We start from the raw sequence: 18,721 nt of genomic DNA on the forward strand, positions 1-18,721 counted from the left end.
AATAAATATCATCGCTTCGCGAATAAAAAAATCAAGAAATATGAGAGAAAAATAGCGTAGCTAGTTTAAAATGAAATAAGTCATGAAAAAATATAGCATGGCTTTTTTGTCATGCAATAAATATTTATAGATATTAAAAATCCTAGATTATTTTAAAACATTTACATTTCTGAATGTCTTTAATAATCTAGGATTTTTAATTTTTAGGGTTCATCGTTCAAAAAACGCCTTTTCCCGACAGCCCCTTTTGTTTTTAAATTAAAATCATTATTTTTAAGTTCAAAATTTTTTAGACTGTTTGATAAAAAAACGTTTTTATTACTATCCACAATAATACATTCAGAATCCTTTAATGAATTTATAAGCTCTAGACCCTTTTCAGCTCCCAAAAGAAGTACTGTAGTTGAAAGAGCATCAGCTTCTAATGAATTTTCTGAAATGATTGTTACTGATTCAATATTATTTTCTATAGGGTATCCATCAAATGGGGACAAGATATGATGATAATCTTTATTTTCATATGTGAAAAATCTCTCATATTTGCCAGAAGTTACAATCGTTTTGTCAGCTATCTTTACAGTTGCAAAATGATTTCCTCTGCTCTCGAATGGGTTTTGTATTCCTATAGTGTACTCAGAGCCATCAGGCCTTGTGCCAAGTAAGGAAATATTGCCCCCAACATCTATCATTGCACTTTTTACTCCCTTTTCCTTTAAATGATTATAAACCTTGTCTGCAGCAAAACCCTTTGCTATGCCTCCTAAGTCAATTCCCATTTTCTCTCTTTTTAGTTTGATTTCATTATCTTCAAACTCTATGTCTTTATAGTTAATCAGAGATAAAGCTTGGTTTATCTCTGATTCAGATGGAACTTGAGGAGAATCTGATGTAATCCCCCAAAGATTAACTAAAGGAGCTATTGATATATCAAAATGTCCTTTTGATATATACCCATATTCTACTGCTTTGGATACAACATAAAGAGTATCGTCTGATACCTTGCTAAATTCTATACCAGCATTATTATTAATTTTATTTATTTCGCTTTCAGGGTTGTTAAGACTCATTTTATTGTCGATTTCGTTAACTATTTCGATGGATTCTTGTATAAGTCTATCTGAATTTTTTCCATATATAGATATTTTAAAGGTAGAGCCTAAAACAAATTCAGTTTTAGAATTTAAGTTGTATAATTCATTTTGAGAAATTTTGAAAAAAAAGTAAGATATTCCTAAAGCCAATAATATTAAAATAATAAAAATGGTTTTTTTTTGTTTCCAGAAAATTTCAATCACCTCTTAGTTTGAAATATAGATATTGTTTAGTATGAAATTAGACTATCTTGTCGAAGTTAACATGAAGTATGTTAAGATATTAATAATTTATCATTTATAAAGAAGATTATATATAAAATAATAATGAACATAATGAACAAATAATATTTATTTTGAACAAAAAAGGGGTAATAGTATTCTAAGACTAAGTTTGTGATAATATTAGCATATAAAACTTAAAGATTTAACAAAAAGTTGTAGGAGGAATTTATTTCTATGAAAAAAATAGTTATACTTGGAGGAGGCTACGGAGGCGTAGCCACAGGAAAAAAGCTTCATAAATATTTTAAAAAACATAATGATATTCAGATTACGCTTATAGACAAAAAACCATATCATACTTTAATGACAGAGCTTCATGAAGTAGCGGCAGGAAGAACTCCTGAAGATTCTATAAGAATTGATTTAAATTCAATATTTGAAGGAAGAAAAGTCGATGTAGTACTGGATGAGATAACAAATATTGATTTTAAAGCTAAACAGCTTACTTCAGATACAAAAATCTATGACTATGACTATCTTGTCATTGGAGCTGGAAGTGAACCTGCTTTTTATGGAGTAGAGGGTGCTCAGGAGTTTGGACATACTCTATGGTCGTATGAAGATGCAGTTAATCTTAAAGAACACATACATAACATGTTTAGACTTGCAGAAAAAAAATCCTCATTAGAGGAAAGACAAAAGCTTCTTACTTTTGTAGTAGCAGGAGGAGGCTTTACAGGAATAGAAATGGCTGGAGAGCTAGGCGAATATAAAGAAGAGCTTTGCAGAATATATGACGTATCTAAGTCAGAAGTAAAGCTTTATGTTGTGGATATGCTTCCTAAAATACTTCCAATGCTTCCAAGTGATCTTATAAAAAAATCGGAAGACAGACTAAAAAAACTTGGAGTAGAGATATTAAATAATGTAAGTATTACTAAAGTAAATGAAGAATCTGTAGAACTTGGAGAAGGTAAAGTAATACCTACTAAAACTCTTATATGGAACGCAGGGGTTCAGGCATCAGGATTTTCTTCTAAGCTTGGACTAACATTAGGAAAAAGAGGTAGAATCCAGACAAACGAATTTCTTCAGACTATTGAACATAGTGAAGTATATGCAGTTGGAGACAATGCATATCTAGAAGAAGAGAAAAGTCCTCAAGGGATACCTCAAATAGTTGAGACTGCAATCCAGACAGGAGCGGTTATAGCTCATAATATTCATGCAGATGTGACAAAAGGGAGTAAAAAGGCATTTAAATCAAATTATCATGGATATATGGTTTCTATTGGTGGAAGATATGCAGTAGCTAACCTTGGATCAAACAATAACCTAAATATCAAGCTTTCCGGATTTATGGCAATGCTTATGAAGCATCTTGTGAACATCCATTATCTTTTAGAAGTTGCTGGCTTTAATAGAATATGGACTTATATGATGCATGAGTTTTTCCATATAAAGAAAGAAAGATCATTTGTAGGAGGACATTTTTCTAAATCATCTCCAAACTTTTGGTTAGTTCCCCTTAGATTATTCTTGGGAGGAATGTGGATATATGAAGCTCTAAATAAGATAAGTGATGGGTGGCTTAATCCAGAAAATATATATATTGTTCAAACTGCAACATCGGCTGCAACGGATTGGGCTGAATCAGCAGATTATGTTGAACCTCTTCTTTCACAACCATGGCCAATAGTACAATGGGGACTTGATACAATCGTAGCTCCGTTTGCGTTTCAGTTCCAAGCAATGGCAGTTATTACAGAACTTGTAATAGGAGTAATGCTTATAGTAGGACTATTTACAGTTGTTGCAGCAGGAATAAGCACAATTATGACTTTTGTATTTATTTTAAGTGCTATGGCAGGACTTGAAGTTCTTTGGTATACTTTTGCAAGTATAGCTTTAATAGGAGGATCAGGTTCAACCTTTGGATTGGATTATTATCTTTATCCATATTTAAAGAAAATATATAAAAAAATACCGCTAATCAAGAAATGGTATTTATATACTGACTAATAATAAAATTAGAACACTTTTACTTAAAATAAGTCCTTACAAAGAAACCTTTGCTAAGGGCTTATTTTTGTAGTAAAACTTTTAGTTATAGATTCTATTTGAATCTTAGCAAAGCATTAAATCCATAGACATCAGAAAGTGAAACAAAGAGTTAAATTCTTAAATTTTTGTGTTAATATATAGTATAATTTTTAGTAAATATAATAAAAGATAAGGTGGTATCTATAAAATGAGTAATTTTTGGGAAAACTATCCTTCCTATAAAGAAGATTTAGATAAGGTACAAGATATAATGCATGATACTCTGATATCAAAAGAGAGTTATTTAAATGAAACTCTAGGAGCAATGATTAATAAAAGAGGAAAGATGATAAGACCTGGTTTACTACTAATTTCTTCGGAATTTGGAAAAAACCAGAAATATAAAAAAGAGGAAATACTACAACTTGCAGCCATTATAGAAATGTTTCATATGGCTACTCTTGTACATGACGATATCATTGATGAAAGTGAGACAAGAAGAGGTGAATATACCCTACAGTATAAGTACGGGAAAAAATATGCTGTTTATATAGGAGATTATATATTTACAAAATGTTTTTCTATGTTATCTGGAAGCTATGACATGGATACTATGAAAAATATTTCAAATGTGATATCGAGAATATGTACAGGAGAACTTATGCAGTTTCACTCCAGGTATGATCTAAATGCTTCCTATAAAAAATATCTCAAGGTTATTTCAGGAAAGACTGCAGCTCTCATTTCTTTAGCATGCTATATAGGAGCTTATGAAAGTGGTGCAGATGAAAAAACCTCAAAGATACTTGGAAAAATTGGATATTATTTAGGTGTAGCATTTCAAATAAAAGATGATATACTAGATATTACTGAAGATGATAAAGGCCTCAAAAAAACCTCACAAATCGATATTTTAAATGGATATTATACACTTCCTGTAATATTTGCGCTACAAAAAGATGAGGCTGGAGTTTTAAAAGATTTGCTAAAAAAAGAAGAAAAAACTAAAGAGGATGTTGATTTGATTTTTAATTTTATTAAAGAGCATAAAGGGATAGAAAAATCAGAAGCTATAGCAACAAGACATACAAATAAAGTACTTAGCTTAATAAACAAGCTGGATAATATTGAACATAAAGATATACTTAAAAAACTAGTTGAAAACCTTCTTTATAGAAAAAATTAGAGACTATATAAATTCAAAAAAGGTGATTTAATGAAAATCCAAAAGAAATATATAATTTTTATAATATTAATCCTATTTTCTATGATTTTATATCAATTTAGAAAAGAGTCAATTTTTAATGAAGGAATATATATAGGAACTGGTGAGGGATATACTTCAGAGATTATATTAAAGGTTGAAACAGACAGCAGAAAGATATTAGAGATTGAAGTGGTATCAGAAAACGAAAATCCTGAAATAGGGAACATAGTATATCCTCTTTTAATTGCAGATGCTAAAACTAATAATGGAGAAAATATAGATGTGATTACTGGAGCGACTTTAACTAGTCAGGGGTTTATTGATGCACTAAAAGAGGCTCTTAGTAAGGCGAAAGGATTAAAAGAATGAAGCTGAGAAATAAAATTTCCATATTCTTTATTATAATGATAACAGCTTTGGTTTTTTTAATTCGCTTTATGGTTGTAAGTCATCTAAGTCAGACACTTGAAAATCAGATATCTTCTTCTGCTATTGATGTAGCTCATATTGTCAGTCAAAATCAAAAAATACAGTATGCATTATATGAAGAGAATGATTATCTAATACAAAAGGAAATAGAGCTTTTCAGAGACAAAACAAGATTTCAGTATATAATAGTATTGGATAAGAACTCTGTTCAATATTCTCATCCTAATGAATCAGAGATAGGCAAAAAATATTCAAGGGGAGGAGAACATGAAGTCTTAAAATATGGAAAAAGCTATGTCTTAACGTCTAGAAGTAATATTTTTTCCAATATTAGAGCATTTGTTCCAATTTATTTAAACAAAGAACAGGTAGGGGCTGTTTTAGTTGCTACAGTAAATGATAGCGTGAATAAAGAAGTAAAGGGATATGAAAATGAATTGAAATTTTTATTTCTTTCCATCTTATTTTTAGGGATAGTAGGTTCTGGGATTTTAACAGTAAGTATCAAAAAACAGATATTTGGACTAGAGCCTTATGAAATAGCCGAACTTCTTGATGAAAAAGATAGAGCGGCCAACCTGGCCAAAGAACTAAACAACTCAAGAGAAATAATAGAAAATATCAGAGCGCAAAATCATGAGTTCCAAAATAAACTTCATACTATATCTGGACTTATACAACTTGAAGAGCACCAAAAAGCTTTAGAATATATTGACATGGTAGCTAGTGATAGAGCAGATTTTTTCAATAATATTACCAATAAAATAATTCACCCTCATGTTGCGGCTATACTCTTATCAAAGTATAATAAAGCTCTTGAAAATAAAATTTCTTTTCATATAGATGAAGAGTCAAATTTAAAAGAACTTCCTGCTACGCTAAGCGAAGATGACATAACCTCAATTATTGGGAACCTTCTAGAAAACTCAATTGAGGAGTTAAGTAATGTAGAAAATGGAGTTCTTTCAATCAAGTTGAATTCAGACAATAAAAAAGTTAATATAATAATTAAAGATAATGGTAGAGGTATTGATGAATCAATACTTGGAAATATTTTTTCCAAAGGATTTACGAATAAAGAGGGACAAAGAGGATACGGTCTTTGGATAGTTAAGACATTAATTGAAAAATCGGAAGGAACCATCAGGCTTAGCTCAAATGAGGGCGTGACATGGGACATAAGTATTCCGATTGAGAAGGGGGGAACCTTATGATTAAGGTTTTGATTGTAGAAGATGATCCTATGGTTAGGATGATTAATGAAAAATTTTTAGAAAAAGTTGAAGGATTTGATTTAATAGGCAGCGTAGATAATGTAAAAAATGCTAAAAAATTTCTTGAAACTAATTCTGCAGACCTTGTTCTTTTGGATGTTTTTTTACCTGGAGAAAAAGGCCTCGAGCTTTTAAAATGGATGAGAGAAAACCATCTAGATACGGATGTAATCATGATAACTGCAGACAAGAATATAAAAACTGTAGAAGATGCCTTTAGAATAGGCGTTGTTGATTATTTAATAAAACCATTTACCTATGAGAGATTTAGCGAATCTTTATTAAAATATAGGCAAAGATGTGAAGCTATACTCAATATAGAAACTGTAGATCAAGAGGATATAGATAAATATCTATTAAATGAAAAAAAGGGAGAATTATTTCATCAAGATAAAAAGAAAAATAATTCCAACACTTTTGAACATGTTATGGAATTTTTTAAAGAAAATAAGGAGACTGGATACACTGCTATGGAGATAGCAGATGTACTTGGTTTTTCACGAATTACAGCAAGAAGATATTTAGATGTTTTAGAAAAACAAGGATATTTAGATCTTCATTTCGAATATGGAACGGTTGGAAGACCCAAAAATGTCTACAGGTTTAGAGAAAAATAATTAAAAACTAAGAGGTGAAATATGAGAAAGATTAGTGTATTTGATGTAATAGGTCCAATAATGATTGGTCCATCTAGTTCCCATACAGCGGGAGCATTAAGGATATCACAAGTAGCATACAAAATATTTAAAGATGAGATAAAAGAAGCGAATTTTACCCTTTATGGATCTTTTTCCCAGACCTATAAGGGTCATGGTACAGATAGAGCTTTAATCGGAGGGATTTTGGGATTTAACACAGAAAACGAGAAAATTAAAAATTCATTTGAATTAGCTAAGGAAAAAGGTATTAGTATAAGTTTTGAAATAGGTGAAATGGATCCCGATATGCATCCAAACACAGTTGAAATAGATTTAAAAGGAGAACAAAAAACTCTATCTATAATGGGAGAATCTATAGGTGGAGGAGCAATAATAATAAAAAAGATTAATGGAATAGATGTTAAATTTACAGGAGAGTATACTACAGTCATAGTTCAGCAAATTGATAAACCTGGAGTTGCTGCACATATCACAAAGGTATTGACAGAGCAAGGTATAAACATAGCCTTTATGAGTATATTTAGAGAGTCAATGGGAGAAAAGGCTTTTACGGTTCTAGAACTTGATGAAAAAATGAAACCAGATTTACTAGATGAATTAAAAAACAGCCCAAACATAAACGATGTTTTTTTGGTTGAAATGTAATATAATTACGAAAATTAAGGAGGACTTATGGAATTTTATTCTGGAAAAGATTTATTAAATATGTGTGAAGAGCATAAATACAAAATATCTGATTTAATGATAAAATCAGAATCATTAACTTTTGGCAAGAATGAAGAAGACATAATAAAAGAGATGAATAGATCTTATGAAGTAATGAAAAAAGCAATAGAAAAATCCCTAAAAGAAGATTTAAAATCTATGGGAGGACTTATAGGTGGAGAAGCAAAAACTCTTTACTCAAATATAAAAAACAAAAAAAATATATGTGGTAGTCTTGTATCTAAAGCTATGGCTTATGGAATGGGAGTACTGGAAGTAAATGCATCGATGGGACTTATTGTTGCGGCTCCTACAGCAGGATCTTGTGGTATAATTCCAGGGGTTTTTAGGGCTTTACAAGAAGAATATAATCTCGATGATGAGATTATGGTTGAAGGGCTTTTTAATGCTGGAGCAATTGGAATGATTATTTCAAGAAATGCTACAGTTTCTGGAGCGGAAGGTGGATGTCAAGCTGAGACAGGTTCAGCTGCGGCTATGGCTGCATCAGCAGTTTGCGAAATAATGGGTGGCAGTCCAAAGCAGTGCCTTGATGCAGCTGCAATAAGCATAAAAAACATAATGGGACTTATATGTGATCCTATCGCTGGGCTTGTAGAAGCCCCTTGTCAAAAAAGAAATGCCATAGGAGTAGCCAATGCTTTTATTAGTGCAGAGATGGCTCTGGCAGGTATTGATAGTCTTATACCTTTTGATGAGGTAGTGGCTGCGATGTATAAGGTTGGAAAATCAATGCCTATGGAATTGAGAGAGACTGCACTTGGAGGAGTTGCTGCATCTGAAACTGGATGCAATTTATGCAGTAAGATATTTGGATAAAATAAAAGACCATATCTCTATTTTATATATAGAAATATGGTCTTTTTTATTGTGAATTAAGAAAAATTCCCAATCCTCATTGGCAATCTTTGATTGCACTTATGGGTGGGTTTATATTTTGAGCCTCAGTAGTTTTCTAAACAGTTACTTTATCAAAAGTAATAAAATAATCCTTTAATTCTTGTTCCAAGCTTGGATCATCAATGCTTGAAGAGATAATCATATCAATTTCGTACTTATCTGTAAACTTATTTATATCTTTCATAAAGTCAATCATTATAGGAGTTATATTTCCTACAACCTTATCCATTCCGTCTATATATATCTTTTCTATGTCGTAATTTTCGCTTACAAGACCACATAAAAATCCATAGAGGGAATTGAATGTATTAAGCGCAAAATCCTGAGTGGAGATAAATCTTATATTTCTATGGAGCTGGTGCATATGTTTACTGCTTGATTCAATGTACACTATCTCACCTTTCGCAAGATCCACCGCTTCATTTGCCATATGAATCATAGCCTTTGTCTTTCCACTACCTGCCTCACCAACCAATAATTTTACCATTGGAATTACCTCCTCGTAAAATTTTGAAATGTTTGAATTTTTGTACTTATATATATTTAACCAAAAAAACCTTTAAAAGGAAAGAGAATTAATATATATTTTTATATTTTTTTCTTCTCATCCTTTTTCTTCTTTTTCTTAGCATAATTAGCCTCAAGGCAAAAATACTAAGTATAAAAATTACAAAGGATATAAAGGAGTAAAAAAGAAATCTTGGAATATTATCACTAAATACAGTCATAGCATATGATACTGTGAATTTTGATTCCAAGTCATTAAAAGCTATTAGATCTAGTTCCTCCATAAAACTATCCCTTGTTACTATTACTTTACCCACAATATCCCCTTTATATACAGGAAATTGTAAATTATTAATTATTATTTCTGTATTATAAACTGGAGACTCATTTTGATTAAAAACATCAATCATATCTTTAGTTGTTCCATAATCTAATGACCCTTGGATAGTTTTAGGAAATTCCTCTGTTCCCAAAACATTATCCTTTTGAATAATACTTTTCAGAGAAAAATTTTCAAATCCATAATCCATAAGAATTCTTGAATCTCTATATACTTCGTATCCTTCTGCTTTAAAAACAACTGCAATAAATCTTATTCCATTTTTTTCACCAGAGGTTACAAGACAATTTCTTGCTTCACCAGTATAGCCGGTTTTAACTCCGTCAATATAATCATATTTTATTGGTATGTATTCATTGTTATAGATGATTTTACTTGTAGACCATAAAAACCTATTTGTATTTCTAAAATATCTTTTTTCAGGTGTTTGCTCTGTTTCATCTAGAGTTACGTTTACTTGAGAAACTAATTCTCTAAATACATTGTTTTTCATTGCTTCTTTTGTAATCAAGGCCATATCATGTGGAGAGACCACATGCTCAGAATCTGGGAGACCATTTGGATTTTTAAAATTTGAATTTTTAGCTCCTAATTCCCTTGCTCTTTCATTCATAAGAACAGAGAAACTCTCTACACTTCCCGATATCTCTTTTGCCAATAGCACAGCCGCATCATTTGCAGACTTTACCATCAAAGCATCAAGTAGGTTTCTTACGGTAAATCTTTCTCCAGGAAGTAGGTACATAGCACTTCCCTCAGCTGGCCCCATATCTTCTGGGACTGTTATGACTTTATTAAGGTCAAGGTGTTCTAAAGCTAAAAGAGCTGTGAGAACCTTTGTTGTTGAAGCTGGATACATAGGTTTATCTGCATTTTTCGAGTAAAGGATTTTTCCTGTTTCATATTCAATCAAGACAGCTCCTTCTGCAGAGATAGGCAGCTCTGTAAAGGAAGAACTTGCGTATGATGCTCTAGCTAAGCTGTTAAATATAAAAATAAATAAAAATATTTTTTTGAAAATGGAAAGACAGTTCATTTATAAACCTCCATAAATTTAATTTCGTAAATAGTATATCATAATAGTTATTTTAGAATCCATTGAATTAAGAATCTTTAGTAAATATATTTATCTAGGTTGCGGATTAAATAAATGGATATATATTCTATTAGTAAATAAAGATTTCAAAAATAACTTCGGGGGTGGGTTATGAAAAATAAAAAAGAAAAATACATAGTTGCTGTTATTGTTCTTTTTGCTTTGCTTTTAGGGGTTTACAGGATTTACCCAAGAGAAAAGGAATACATAATAGATAAAGACAAAAATGATGAAATAGAAAATATTGAAGAAATCACTTTTGAAGATACATCTGAAAATACTGAAGTGACTGTTTTTATTAGTGGAGAGATAAATAGTCCAAAAGTAATAACCATGGAAAAAGGAAAGCGGCTTATAGATGCTGTAGAGGAATGTGGTGGTCTTACTGAAGATGCTGATCTCAATAAAATAAATTTATCACTTGTTCTTGAAGAGGAAGGTCATTATATAATACCTAAGATTGGAGATGTTCTAGAAGCAACAAATACAAATTTTAGTGAAGCTGGAAGTATAAAATCCTTGAAAATTAATATCAACACTGCAACAAAGGATGAACTTAAAAGCCTTCCAGGGATAGGGGATGTTCTAGCAGACAGAATAATTGAAAAGCGAGATTCGATAGGGAGGTTTAAAAACATTGAGGATATAAAAGGGGTATCAGGTATAGGAGATAAAAAATATGATGATATAAAAGATAAGATTTCAACTGAATAATATACAAAGCAAAGGGTATAAAGGTTTAATGATAATATTTGAAAATGAAGGGAGAAAATAAATCATGGAAAAAAGAAGCGGAATAATAACAATGAAGGGAAACCCTGTAACATTAGCAGGTAAAGAGATAAAAGTTGGAGACAAAGCTCCCAATTTTAAAGTCATAGACAATGATATGAATGAGGTTTCATTTGAAACTTTTAAAGGAAAAAAAGTCATAATAAGTGTAGTGCCTTCTCTTGATACTTCTGTTTGTGAGTTTCAGACCACATCATTTAATGAAAGAGCATCTGAGATTGAAGATGTTGTAATTTTGACTATCAGTGTAGACTTGCCATTTGCTCAAAAAAGATTTTGTGTAGGAAAAGGAATTGACAAAGTAAAGGTATATTCTGACCATAGAGATTTATCATTTGGAAAGGAATATGGATTTATAATTGAAGAACTCCGATTATTAGCTAGGGGTATTGTTGTTGTAGATAAAGAAGGAATAGTAAAATACGTTGAGTATGTAAAAGAGGTAACTGAGCATCCAGATTATGATAAGGCTATTGAAGAAGCTAAGAAATTAATATAAATTTTATTATAAACTTTTAAAAAGTATAAGAGCTTGCCTTAGAGGCAAGCTTTTTCATTTTTCAAATATATAACCTCTCAGTCTTTATTATATATCCCTAAATATGTTATATTGTTTTTATGTAAACGAAAGGATGGTTGGAAAATTGGATAAAATAAGACTTACTCAGCTGACTACATCTTCTGGTTGAGCTGCTAAAATAGGGCCAAAGGATTTGGCTAAAGCACTTGAAAATATTCCCCAGATGAATCATGAAAACTTAATTGTAGGATATGAAAAATCAGATGATGCTGCAGTATATAAAATAGATGAACAAAAGGCTATTATTCAAACTCTGGATTTCTTTACGCCAGTTGTAGATGACCCCTACGTCTTTGGGGAAATAGCGGCAGCAAATTCTCTTTCTGATGTTTATGCTATGGGAGGAAAGCCCATTTTAGCCATGAACATAGTTTGCTTTCCAAACTGTCTTGATATGTCAGTACTTGGTGAAATCCTAAAAGGAGGACAAGCCAAGGTTCAAGAAGCAGGAGCACTCCTTGTAGGGGGACATTCTGTGGAAGACAACGAACCTAAATACGGTTTATCTGTAACTGGTATAGTTTCTCCTAATAAGGTTTTAAAAAACTCTGGAGCAAGGCCTGGAGATGTTCTTATACTCACTAAACCTATAGGAACTGGAGTACTCAATACTGCAATAAAAGGAGAAGTAATAGAAATAGAGCATTATAATGAAGCTATAAAGGTGATGTCAAGTTTGAACAAATATGCTGCAGAGGTATTTCATGACTTCACAATTAATGCAGCTACAGATATTACAGGATTTGGATTAGTGGGACATCTTGTGGAAATGGCTAAGGGCTCGGAAACTACTATTGAAGTATTTTCAGGACAGGTGCCTATAATCAGTGGTGCTATTGATTATGCAGCTATGGGGATAATTCCAGCGGGGATGTATAATAATCGAGATTACTTTGAAGATGATGTACATTATGCAAATGAAAAAATAAAAAATACCCCTCTTTGCGATCTTCTTTATGATCCTCAAACTTCAGGGGGGTTATTACTATCCTTACCGGAAAAAGATGGGGGAAAAATGGTTGAAGCTCTCAAAAAAAATGGTTGCCTGTCCTATAGCATAATAGGCAAAGTGCATGATAAAAAAGAAAAATATCTAATAATGGAGTAGATAATATTATGAGTAAAACTAATTTGGAAATCATAAAAAAAATTCCTTCTGTTGACTTGATTCTTCAAGATAGTTACGTGAAAAAACAAGAAGAAAAAGATGGAAGAGAAAAAACTGTACAAAATATTAGAGAAGTATTAGTAGATTTTAGAAAAAAAATACTAAATGGAGATATCACTGATGAAAAAATGATTTCTATTTCAAGTATAGTGGAGCAGCTCAAAGAAATCGAAAGAAAAATGTCAAATAGAAAGCTTAGACAAACTATTAATGGAACTGGGATAGTGGTTCATACAAATCTTGGAAGATCTCCTATATCAAAAAAAATATTAGATGATTCCCTAAAAACTATAGAAAACTATTGTAACTTGGAATTCAACATAGAAACAGGCAAAAGGGGATCAAGGCATGATCATCTCAGAGATTTGCTAGTTCAAATTACAGGAGCTGAAGATGCTATAGTTGTTAATAACAATGCAGCGGCTGTACTTTTGATTCTTTCAACATTTTCACAAGATAAAGAAGTTATAGTTTCAAGAGGAGAACTTGTAGAAGTAGGGGGTTCTTTTAGAATTCCTAGTGTAATGGAGCAAAGTGGGGCTAAACTTGTTGAGATTGGAGCCACAAACAAGACTCATATTCATGATTATGAAAATGCAATAACTCCACAAACTTCACTCTTGATGAAAATCCATACAAGCAATTATAAAATTTTAGGATTTACAAAATCAGTATCGGGTTTTGAACTTAAAGACATAGGAGAAAGATATGATATTCCAGTGGTTGAAGATCTAGGAAGCGGAGTATTAATTGATTTAAGAAAATTTGGTTTAAGCTATGAACCAACGGTACAAGATGCAGTAAAGCAAGGAATAGATATAATTTCATTTAGCGGAGACAAGCTTTTAGGTGGACCTCAAGCAGGGATTATTGTAGGAAAAAAGAAATATATAGACATGATGAAAAAAAACCAACTCTTAAGGGCATTAAGGGTGGACAAGGTAATAATATCCCTACTGTATAACACTCTAAGAACATATTTAAATGAAGATAATGCGGTAGCTGAAATCCCAATATTGAAAATGCTATCTGAAAAACCTGAAACCATAAAAGAGCGTGCACAAGGTCTTAAAAATCTACTTGATATTCCTGAAGATATAGCGGATATATCCATCGAGGAGTGCCTATCTCAAGTTGGAGGAGGTTCTTTGCCTAATGAATTTATGGAAAGCTTTGCATTAACTATAAAACCAAAATCTACAAGTGTAAATAAACTTGAATCAAAATTAAGGCTTGGAGATTATAATATAATAACAAGAATTAATGAGGATAAGATATTTATAGATTTAAGAACAATATTTGAAAAAGATATTGAAAAGATAGCAAGTGAGTTAAAAAAATATTTGAATTAGAGGTATCTTTAGATGAATAAAAATATAATAATTGGAACTGCTGGGCATATAGATCACGGAAAGACCACCCTAATAAAAGCTCTTACTGGAACGGATACCGACAGATTAAAGGAAGAGAAAAAAAGGGGAATATCTATAGATTTAGGGTTTACAAGCTTTAAAATAAATGAAAATAAAAGTGCTGGAATCATAGATGTTCCAGGGCATGAAAAATTTTTAAAGAATATGCTTGCTGGTGTAGCTGGTATGGATATGATTTTACTAGTAGTATCTGCAGAAGAGGGAATCATGCCTCAAACTAGGGAGCATCTAGATATATTAAATTTAATTGGAATAAAAAAAGGAATTGTTGTAATAACAAAAGCTGAAAAGGTAGAAAAGGAATTTATTGAACTTATAAAAGAAGATATAATTTCAGAAATAAAAGGAACATTTTTAGAAAATAGCGAAATAATAGCAGTAGACTCAATTTCAAGATTTGGAATTAATGATCTTGTGAAAAAAATTGATAACATGACAGATGAAGTAGAACCCAAAAACTTAAGTGTGCCTGCAAGGATGTTTGTTGATAGAGTATTTTCAATAAAAGGCTTCGGAACTGTGCTTACAGGAACTCTAATAGAAGGGACTTTGAATGTGGATGATGAAGTAACGATATATCCTAAAAAAATCACTTCAAAAGTAAGAAATATTCAAGTACATTCAAAGAGTGTAAACTCTGGTTATGCAGGGCAGAGGGTGGCAGTTAATGTCTCTGGAATTTCAGTTGATGAAGTTGAAAGAGGAGATATTCTTTCAAGTTCAAACAGTATTCCAAAGAGCATGATGATAGATGCAAAGATAAAAATTCTAAAAAATGCATCAAGGGACCTTGAACACTGGGATAGAGTTAGAGTCTATCATGGAGCAAGAGAGATACTAGGTAGGGTTGTTCCCCTTGAGAAAAATAGGATTAATAAAGGTGAAGAAGGCTATGTACAAATAAGACTAGAAGAGGTTTTAGCATCAAAATCTATGGACAAAATAATACTGAGATTCTATTCGCCTATGGAAACAATAGGTGGAGGAACTATCCTTGACCCGAATCCTCCAAAGCATAATATCAATCTAGATATTGTGGAGAATCTTAGAATAAAAGAAGAGGGAAGATTAGAAGATAAAATAGAAAAAGTTCTTATGGAATCAAGCTCACCTCTTTTATCTGAAGTTATAACTCAAGAACTAAATGAAGATAAAAAAATAGTCGAAGAAGGATTAGAGATTCTAATAGAAGAAGAGAGAGCTCTTAAAATTAATGAGGGATATTTTAGTAAAGATAAATTAGCTGAATTAAACATAAAGGCCATAGACGTAATAAGTAAATATCACAAAACTTTCCCATATAGATTTGGAATATCAAAAGAAGAACTAAGGTCTAGAGTATATAAATCATTTAAGCCAAAAGATTTTGATAAAGTACTTGAGCTTTTAAATATATCAAAAGAAGTAAAAATAAAAGAAAATATAATTTCTTTAACAGACTTTGAAATCACATATGAAGGAAAGGGAGCAGCTGTAAAAAAAGAACTTGAAAATCATTATCTAAATAATATGTCTCCACTTCAGACAGATAAAGTAACTGAAAAAGATAGTCTAAAGGAAGAAATCTTAAACTCATTAATAGGAATCAAGCTTCAAAGAATAAGCGATGATTTAATATACGATATAAGTCTTATGGAAAAGATAAAGAATGATTTGTTGAATTTTTTAGCTGAAAATGAAAAAATAACAGTTAAAGACTTTAAAGATATGACAGGGCTTAGCAGAAAATATACAATAGCAATACTTGAATACTTTGACAACAATAAAATCACTAAAAGAGATGGAGATTTTAGAATAAAGTACAATTAATTACATGAAGATAAAGTCTTTGAAAATACATCTTGTTTCAAAACATAAAGTTATGTTATAATCCATAGGTAGTTTAATTGGGAGTAGATGGGTGCTGGTGTGCCCTCTGGTCTTCAAAACCAGTTTGAGGGGTTAGGAGCTTCTTAGGTGGGTTCGATTCCCACATACTCCCGCCAATTTTTTTGAAAAATTAAATCCACATGTAAAGAACTTAAATTGTCATCAACTTTATTATATGCACTAAAAAAATATTATAGGGGTGAATTTATCTATGAAGGTTTTAGTTATTAACTGCGGAAGTTCTTCACTTAAGTATCAAGTAATTGATATGGAAAATGAGAACGTTTTAGCTAAAGGGCTTGTTGAAAGAATTGGTATTCCAGGATCTGTACTTAAACACGAAGCAACAGGAAAAGAAAAAGTAACAATAGAAGATGAGATGCAAGATCACAAGATTGCACTTGAGCATGTTATTAAAGCTATACTTGATCCAGCTCATGGAGCAATAAAGGATATAAGCGAGATAACAGCAGTTGGACATAGAGTAGTACATGGAGGAGAAAAATTCTCAGCATCTGTAAAAATAGATGAAGATGTAAAAAAAGCTGTTGAAGAGTGTATAGAGCTAGCTCCATTACATAACCCTCCAAACCTAATAGGAATAAATGCATGTGAAGAAATACTTCCTGGAGTTCCTATGGTTGGAGTTTTTGATACTGCATTCCATCAGACTATGCCAAAATCATCTTATCTATACGGACTTCCGTATGAGTACTATGAAAAATATAAGATGAGAAAATATGGATTCCACGGAACATCTCATAAGTATGTATCGCAAAGAACTGCGGAGCTTCTTGGGAAAAACCCAGAAGATATCAATATAATAACTTGCCACTTAGGAAACGGTGCGAGTGTTACTGCAATAGAAAAAGGAAAGTCTGTAGATACTTCAATGGGATTAACTCCACTTCAAGGTCTTATAATGGGAACTAGATGCGGAGATATAGATCCAGCTATAGTAACTTTTTTAATGGAAAAAGAAAATCTTAGCATATCTCAGATTAATGATGTTATGAATAAAAAATCTGGAGTGTTAGGTATTTCTGGAGTAAGCTCTGACTTTAGAGATATAGAGCAAGCTGCTGCTGACAATAACGAAAGAGCTAAAGTTGCTCTAGAAACATACTACAAGACTGTAAAAAAATACATCGGTTCATATATGGCAGAAATGGGAAGTCTTGATGCTATAATATTTACAGCAGGATTAGGAGAAAACTCTTCTGAGGCTAGAGCTGAAATCTGTAAAGATATGCAGGCACTTGGTATAGAGGTTGATTCTGAGAGAAATAATGTTAGAGGAAAAGAGCAAATAATATCTTCGGATGCTTCTAAGATAAAAGTATTAGTTATTCCTACTAATGAAGAGCTAATGATTGCAAGAGAGACTTTAGAAGTACTTAACAAATAAAGAAAACAGCTAGAAGACTAGATGAAAGCTTCTTAAAACTATTAAGAATTTTATTGAAATGCTATAAAAACTCAAGGAGGCTTTATGCCTCCTTATTCTATCAAGTTATTTTACTTGACAAAACACTAGCCTGTTTGTATAATTAGTTTTGTTGATTATTGAGGTGTTATAAATGGAAATATCCATAAAAGAGTTCAAGGGATTAAGTAAGACCACTATGGCAATAGAAAATGTAGTCTTGCCAATAGATTACAAGAAAATAGGCAATTTAGAGTATCACTTTTATAAAAAGCCTGAAATAAGAGGAAAACTATCTAAGGACAAATCCAGAATAATTGGAGAGTTTGAAATAAATGTTTTTCTTGAAGAACAGTGCTCAAGATGTCTTAAAGAGCTTCACAATTCATATGAGTTTCAGGTTGACGGAGTACTTGTTGACGAAAACCTTGAATATGAGGACTTTGAAAGCATTATTATTGAAGATGAAAAAGTGAATCTAACTCAAATATTAGAGATTGCCCTAATAGAAAACACATCCATCAAAACTTTATGTGATGAAGGTTGTAAAGGATTGTGCAAAACCTGTGGTGGCAATCTAAATTTGGATGAATGCATATGCGATAGTGAAGAATATGACGTTGATCCAAGACTTGAAAAGCTTAAGGATATTTTAAAATGATTATTTTAAAGGAGGTGCACTAAATGGCAGTACCAAAGAGAAAAACAGCCAAGTCTGCAACTCGCTCAAGAAGAGCTGCAAACATGCAGATATCTGCTAATGGACTAGTAGAATGTCCACAATGTCATGAGCCGAAATTGCCTCATAGAGTTTGTCCTGATTGCGGACACTACAAAGGAAGAGAAGCTGTATCTAAATAAAAAGTGCATGTAGATTTCTACATGCTTTTTTATGGGCTTAAGGGTCCAAGGGAAATATCTTATAAATACATAAACAATAAAATGATTTCAAAAAT

The 18,721-nt window shown here is 31.7% G+C and carries 18 protein-coding genes and 1 tRNA gene; 16 read left to right on the forward strand and 3 right to left on the reverse strand.

Annotated elements, in window-relative coordinates; translation table 11 throughout:
• Positions 1-203: 203 nt before the first annotated feature.
• Positions 204-1,241 (reverse strand): FAD:protein FMN transferase, encoded by a 1,038-nt coding sequence (locus J2Z35_RS03745; protein WP_209659530.1) that lies wholly within the window; start codon positions 1,239-1,241, stop codon positions 204-206.
• Between the two features lie 309 nt (positions 1,242-1,550).
• On the opposite strand from J2Z35_RS03745, the gene J2Z35_RS03750 reads away from it, so the two are divergent.
• The 7 genes from J2Z35_RS03750 to sdaAA all read left to right on the forward strand — a co-directional run bounded on the left by J2Z35_RS03750 (position 1,551) and on the right by sdaAA (position 8,473).
• Entirely contained in the window at positions 1,551-3,338 is a 1,788-nt protein-coding gene (locus J2Z35_RS03750; protein ID WP_209659531.1) for an FAD-dependent oxidoreductase, read from the forward strand.
• Between the two features lie 229 nt (positions 3,339-3,567).
• Positions 3,568-4,545 carry a polyprenyl synthetase family protein gene (locus tag J2Z35_RS03755; RefSeq protein ID WP_209659533.1) on the forward strand — a complete coding sequence of 326 codons (978 nt, stop codon included), beginning with the start codon at positions 3,568-3,570 and terminating at the stop codon, positions 4,543-4,545.
• Positions 4,546-4,626: 81 nt separating this feature from the next.
• Positions 4,627-4,935, forward strand: coding sequence for an FMN-binding protein (locus J2Z35_RS03760; RefSeq protein WP_209659535.1), 309 nt, complete (start codon positions 4,627-4,629; stop codon positions 4,933-4,935).
• Positions 4,932-6,209, forward strand: a complete 1,278-nt coding sequence (locus J2Z35_RS03765) for an ATP-binding protein (protein ID WP_209659536.1) — start codon at positions 4,932-4,934, stop codon at positions 6,207-6,209. The genes J2Z35_RS03760 and J2Z35_RS03765 overlap by 4 nt, the downstream gene beginning before the upstream one ends.
• Positions 6,206-6,886: a response regulator gene (locus J2Z35_RS03770; RefSeq protein WP_209659538.1), complete on the forward strand. Its 681-nt coding sequence runs from the start codon at positions 6,206-6,208 to the stop codon at positions 6,884-6,886. Before J2Z35_RS03765 ends, J2Z35_RS03770 begins: the two co-directional genes overlap by 4 nt.
• A gap of 21 nt (positions 6,887-6,907) precedes the next feature.
• Positions 6,908-7,573, forward strand: a complete 666-nt coding sequence (gene sdaAB / locus J2Z35_RS03775; protein WP_209659540.1) for an L-serine ammonia-lyase, iron-sulfur-dependent subunit beta — start codon at positions 6,908-6,910, stop codon at positions 7,571-7,573.
• Positions 7,574-7,600: 27 nt separating this feature from the next.
• Positions 7,601-8,473: an L-serine ammonia-lyase, iron-sulfur-dependent, subunit alpha gene (gene sdaAA, locus J2Z35_RS03780; protein WP_209659543.1), complete on the forward strand. Its 873-nt coding sequence runs from the start codon at positions 7,601-7,603 to the stop codon at positions 8,471-8,473.
• Between the two features lie 136 nt (positions 8,474-8,609).
• On the opposite strand, the gene J2Z35_RS03785 is transcribed toward sdaAA, so the two are convergent.
• Positions 8,610-9,041: a hypothetical protein gene (locus J2Z35_RS03785; protein ID WP_209659545.1), complete on the reverse strand. Its 432-nt coding sequence runs from the start codon at positions 9,039-9,041 to the stop codon at positions 8,610-8,612.
• Between the two features lie 88 nt (positions 9,042-9,129).
• Positions 9,130-10,437, reverse strand: a complete 1,308-nt coding sequence (locus tag J2Z35_RS03790) for a D-alanyl-D-alanine carboxypeptidase family protein (protein WP_209659547.1) — start codon at positions 10,435-10,437, stop codon at positions 9,130-9,132.
• A gap of 171 nt (positions 10,438-10,608) precedes the next feature.
• On the opposite strand from J2Z35_RS03790, the gene J2Z35_RS03795 reads away from it, so the two are divergent.
• The 9 genes from J2Z35_RS03795 to rpmF all read left to right on the forward strand — a co-directional run bounded on the left by J2Z35_RS03795 (position 10,609) and on the right by rpmF (position 18,626).
• A complete protein-coding gene (locus J2Z35_RS03795; protein WP_209659549.1) occupies positions 10,609-11,211 on the forward strand; it encodes a helix-hairpin-helix domain-containing protein in 603 nt (200 codons plus the stop codon).
• A gap of 64 nt (positions 11,212-11,275) precedes the next feature.
• Positions 11,276-11,788 carry a thiol peroxidase gene (gene tpx / locus J2Z35_RS03800; RefSeq protein WP_209659551.1) on the forward strand — a complete coding sequence of 171 codons (513 nt, stop codon included), beginning with the start codon at positions 11,276-11,278 and terminating at the stop codon, positions 11,786-11,788.
• Positions 11,789-11,921: 133 nt separating this feature from the next.
• Positions 11,922-12,977 carry a selenide, water dikinase SelD gene (selD, locus tag J2Z35_RS03805; protein WP_209659553.1) on the forward strand — a complete coding sequence of 352 codons (1,056 nt, stop codon included), beginning with the start codon at positions 11,922-11,924 and terminating at the stop codon, positions 12,975-12,977.
• An 8-nt stretch (positions 12,978-12,985) separates the two neighbouring features.
• Complete coding sequence (gene selA, locus J2Z35_RS03810) at positions 12,986-14,389, forward strand: L-seryl-tRNA(Sec) selenium transferase (RefSeq protein ID WP_209659555.1); 1,404 nt, start codon at positions 12,986-12,988, stop codon at positions 14,387-14,389.
• A 12-nt stretch (positions 14,390-14,401) separates the two neighbouring features.
• Positions 14,402-16,279 (forward strand): selenocysteine-specific translation elongation factor, encoded by a 1,878-nt coding sequence (gene selB / locus J2Z35_RS03815; RefSeq protein WP_209659558.1) that lies wholly within the window; start codon positions 14,402-14,404, stop codon positions 16,277-16,279.
• 79 nt (positions 16,280-16,358) lie between these two features.
• Positions 16,359-16,455, forward strand: a tRNA-Sec gene (locus J2Z35_RS03820).
• A 95-nt stretch (positions 16,456-16,550) separates the two neighbouring features.
• Entirely contained in the window at positions 16,551-17,747 is a 1,197-nt protein-coding gene (locus tag J2Z35_RS03825; protein ID WP_209659560.1) for an acetate/propionate family kinase, read from the forward strand.
• A 172-nt stretch (positions 17,748-17,919) separates the two neighbouring features.
• Positions 17,920-18,426, forward strand: a complete 507-nt coding sequence (locus J2Z35_RS03830) for a YceD family protein (protein ID WP_209659562.1) — start codon at positions 17,920-17,922, stop codon at positions 18,424-18,426.
• A 23-nt stretch (positions 18,427-18,449) separates the two neighbouring features.
• The gene (gene rpmF / locus J2Z35_RS03835) at positions 18,450-18,626 is read left to right on the forward strand and encodes a 50S ribosomal protein L32 (RefSeq protein WP_209659563.1); all 177 of its coding nucleotides are present in this window, start codon (positions 18,450-18,452) and stop codon (positions 18,624-18,626) included.
• The last annotated feature ends 95 nt before the right edge of the window (positions 18,627-18,721 follow it).

It is taken from the genome of Acetoanaerobium pronyense (assembly GCF_017874355.1).
GTDB lineage: Bacteria > Bacillota > Clostridia > Peptostreptococcales > Filifactoraceae > Acetoanaerobium > Acetoanaerobium pronyense.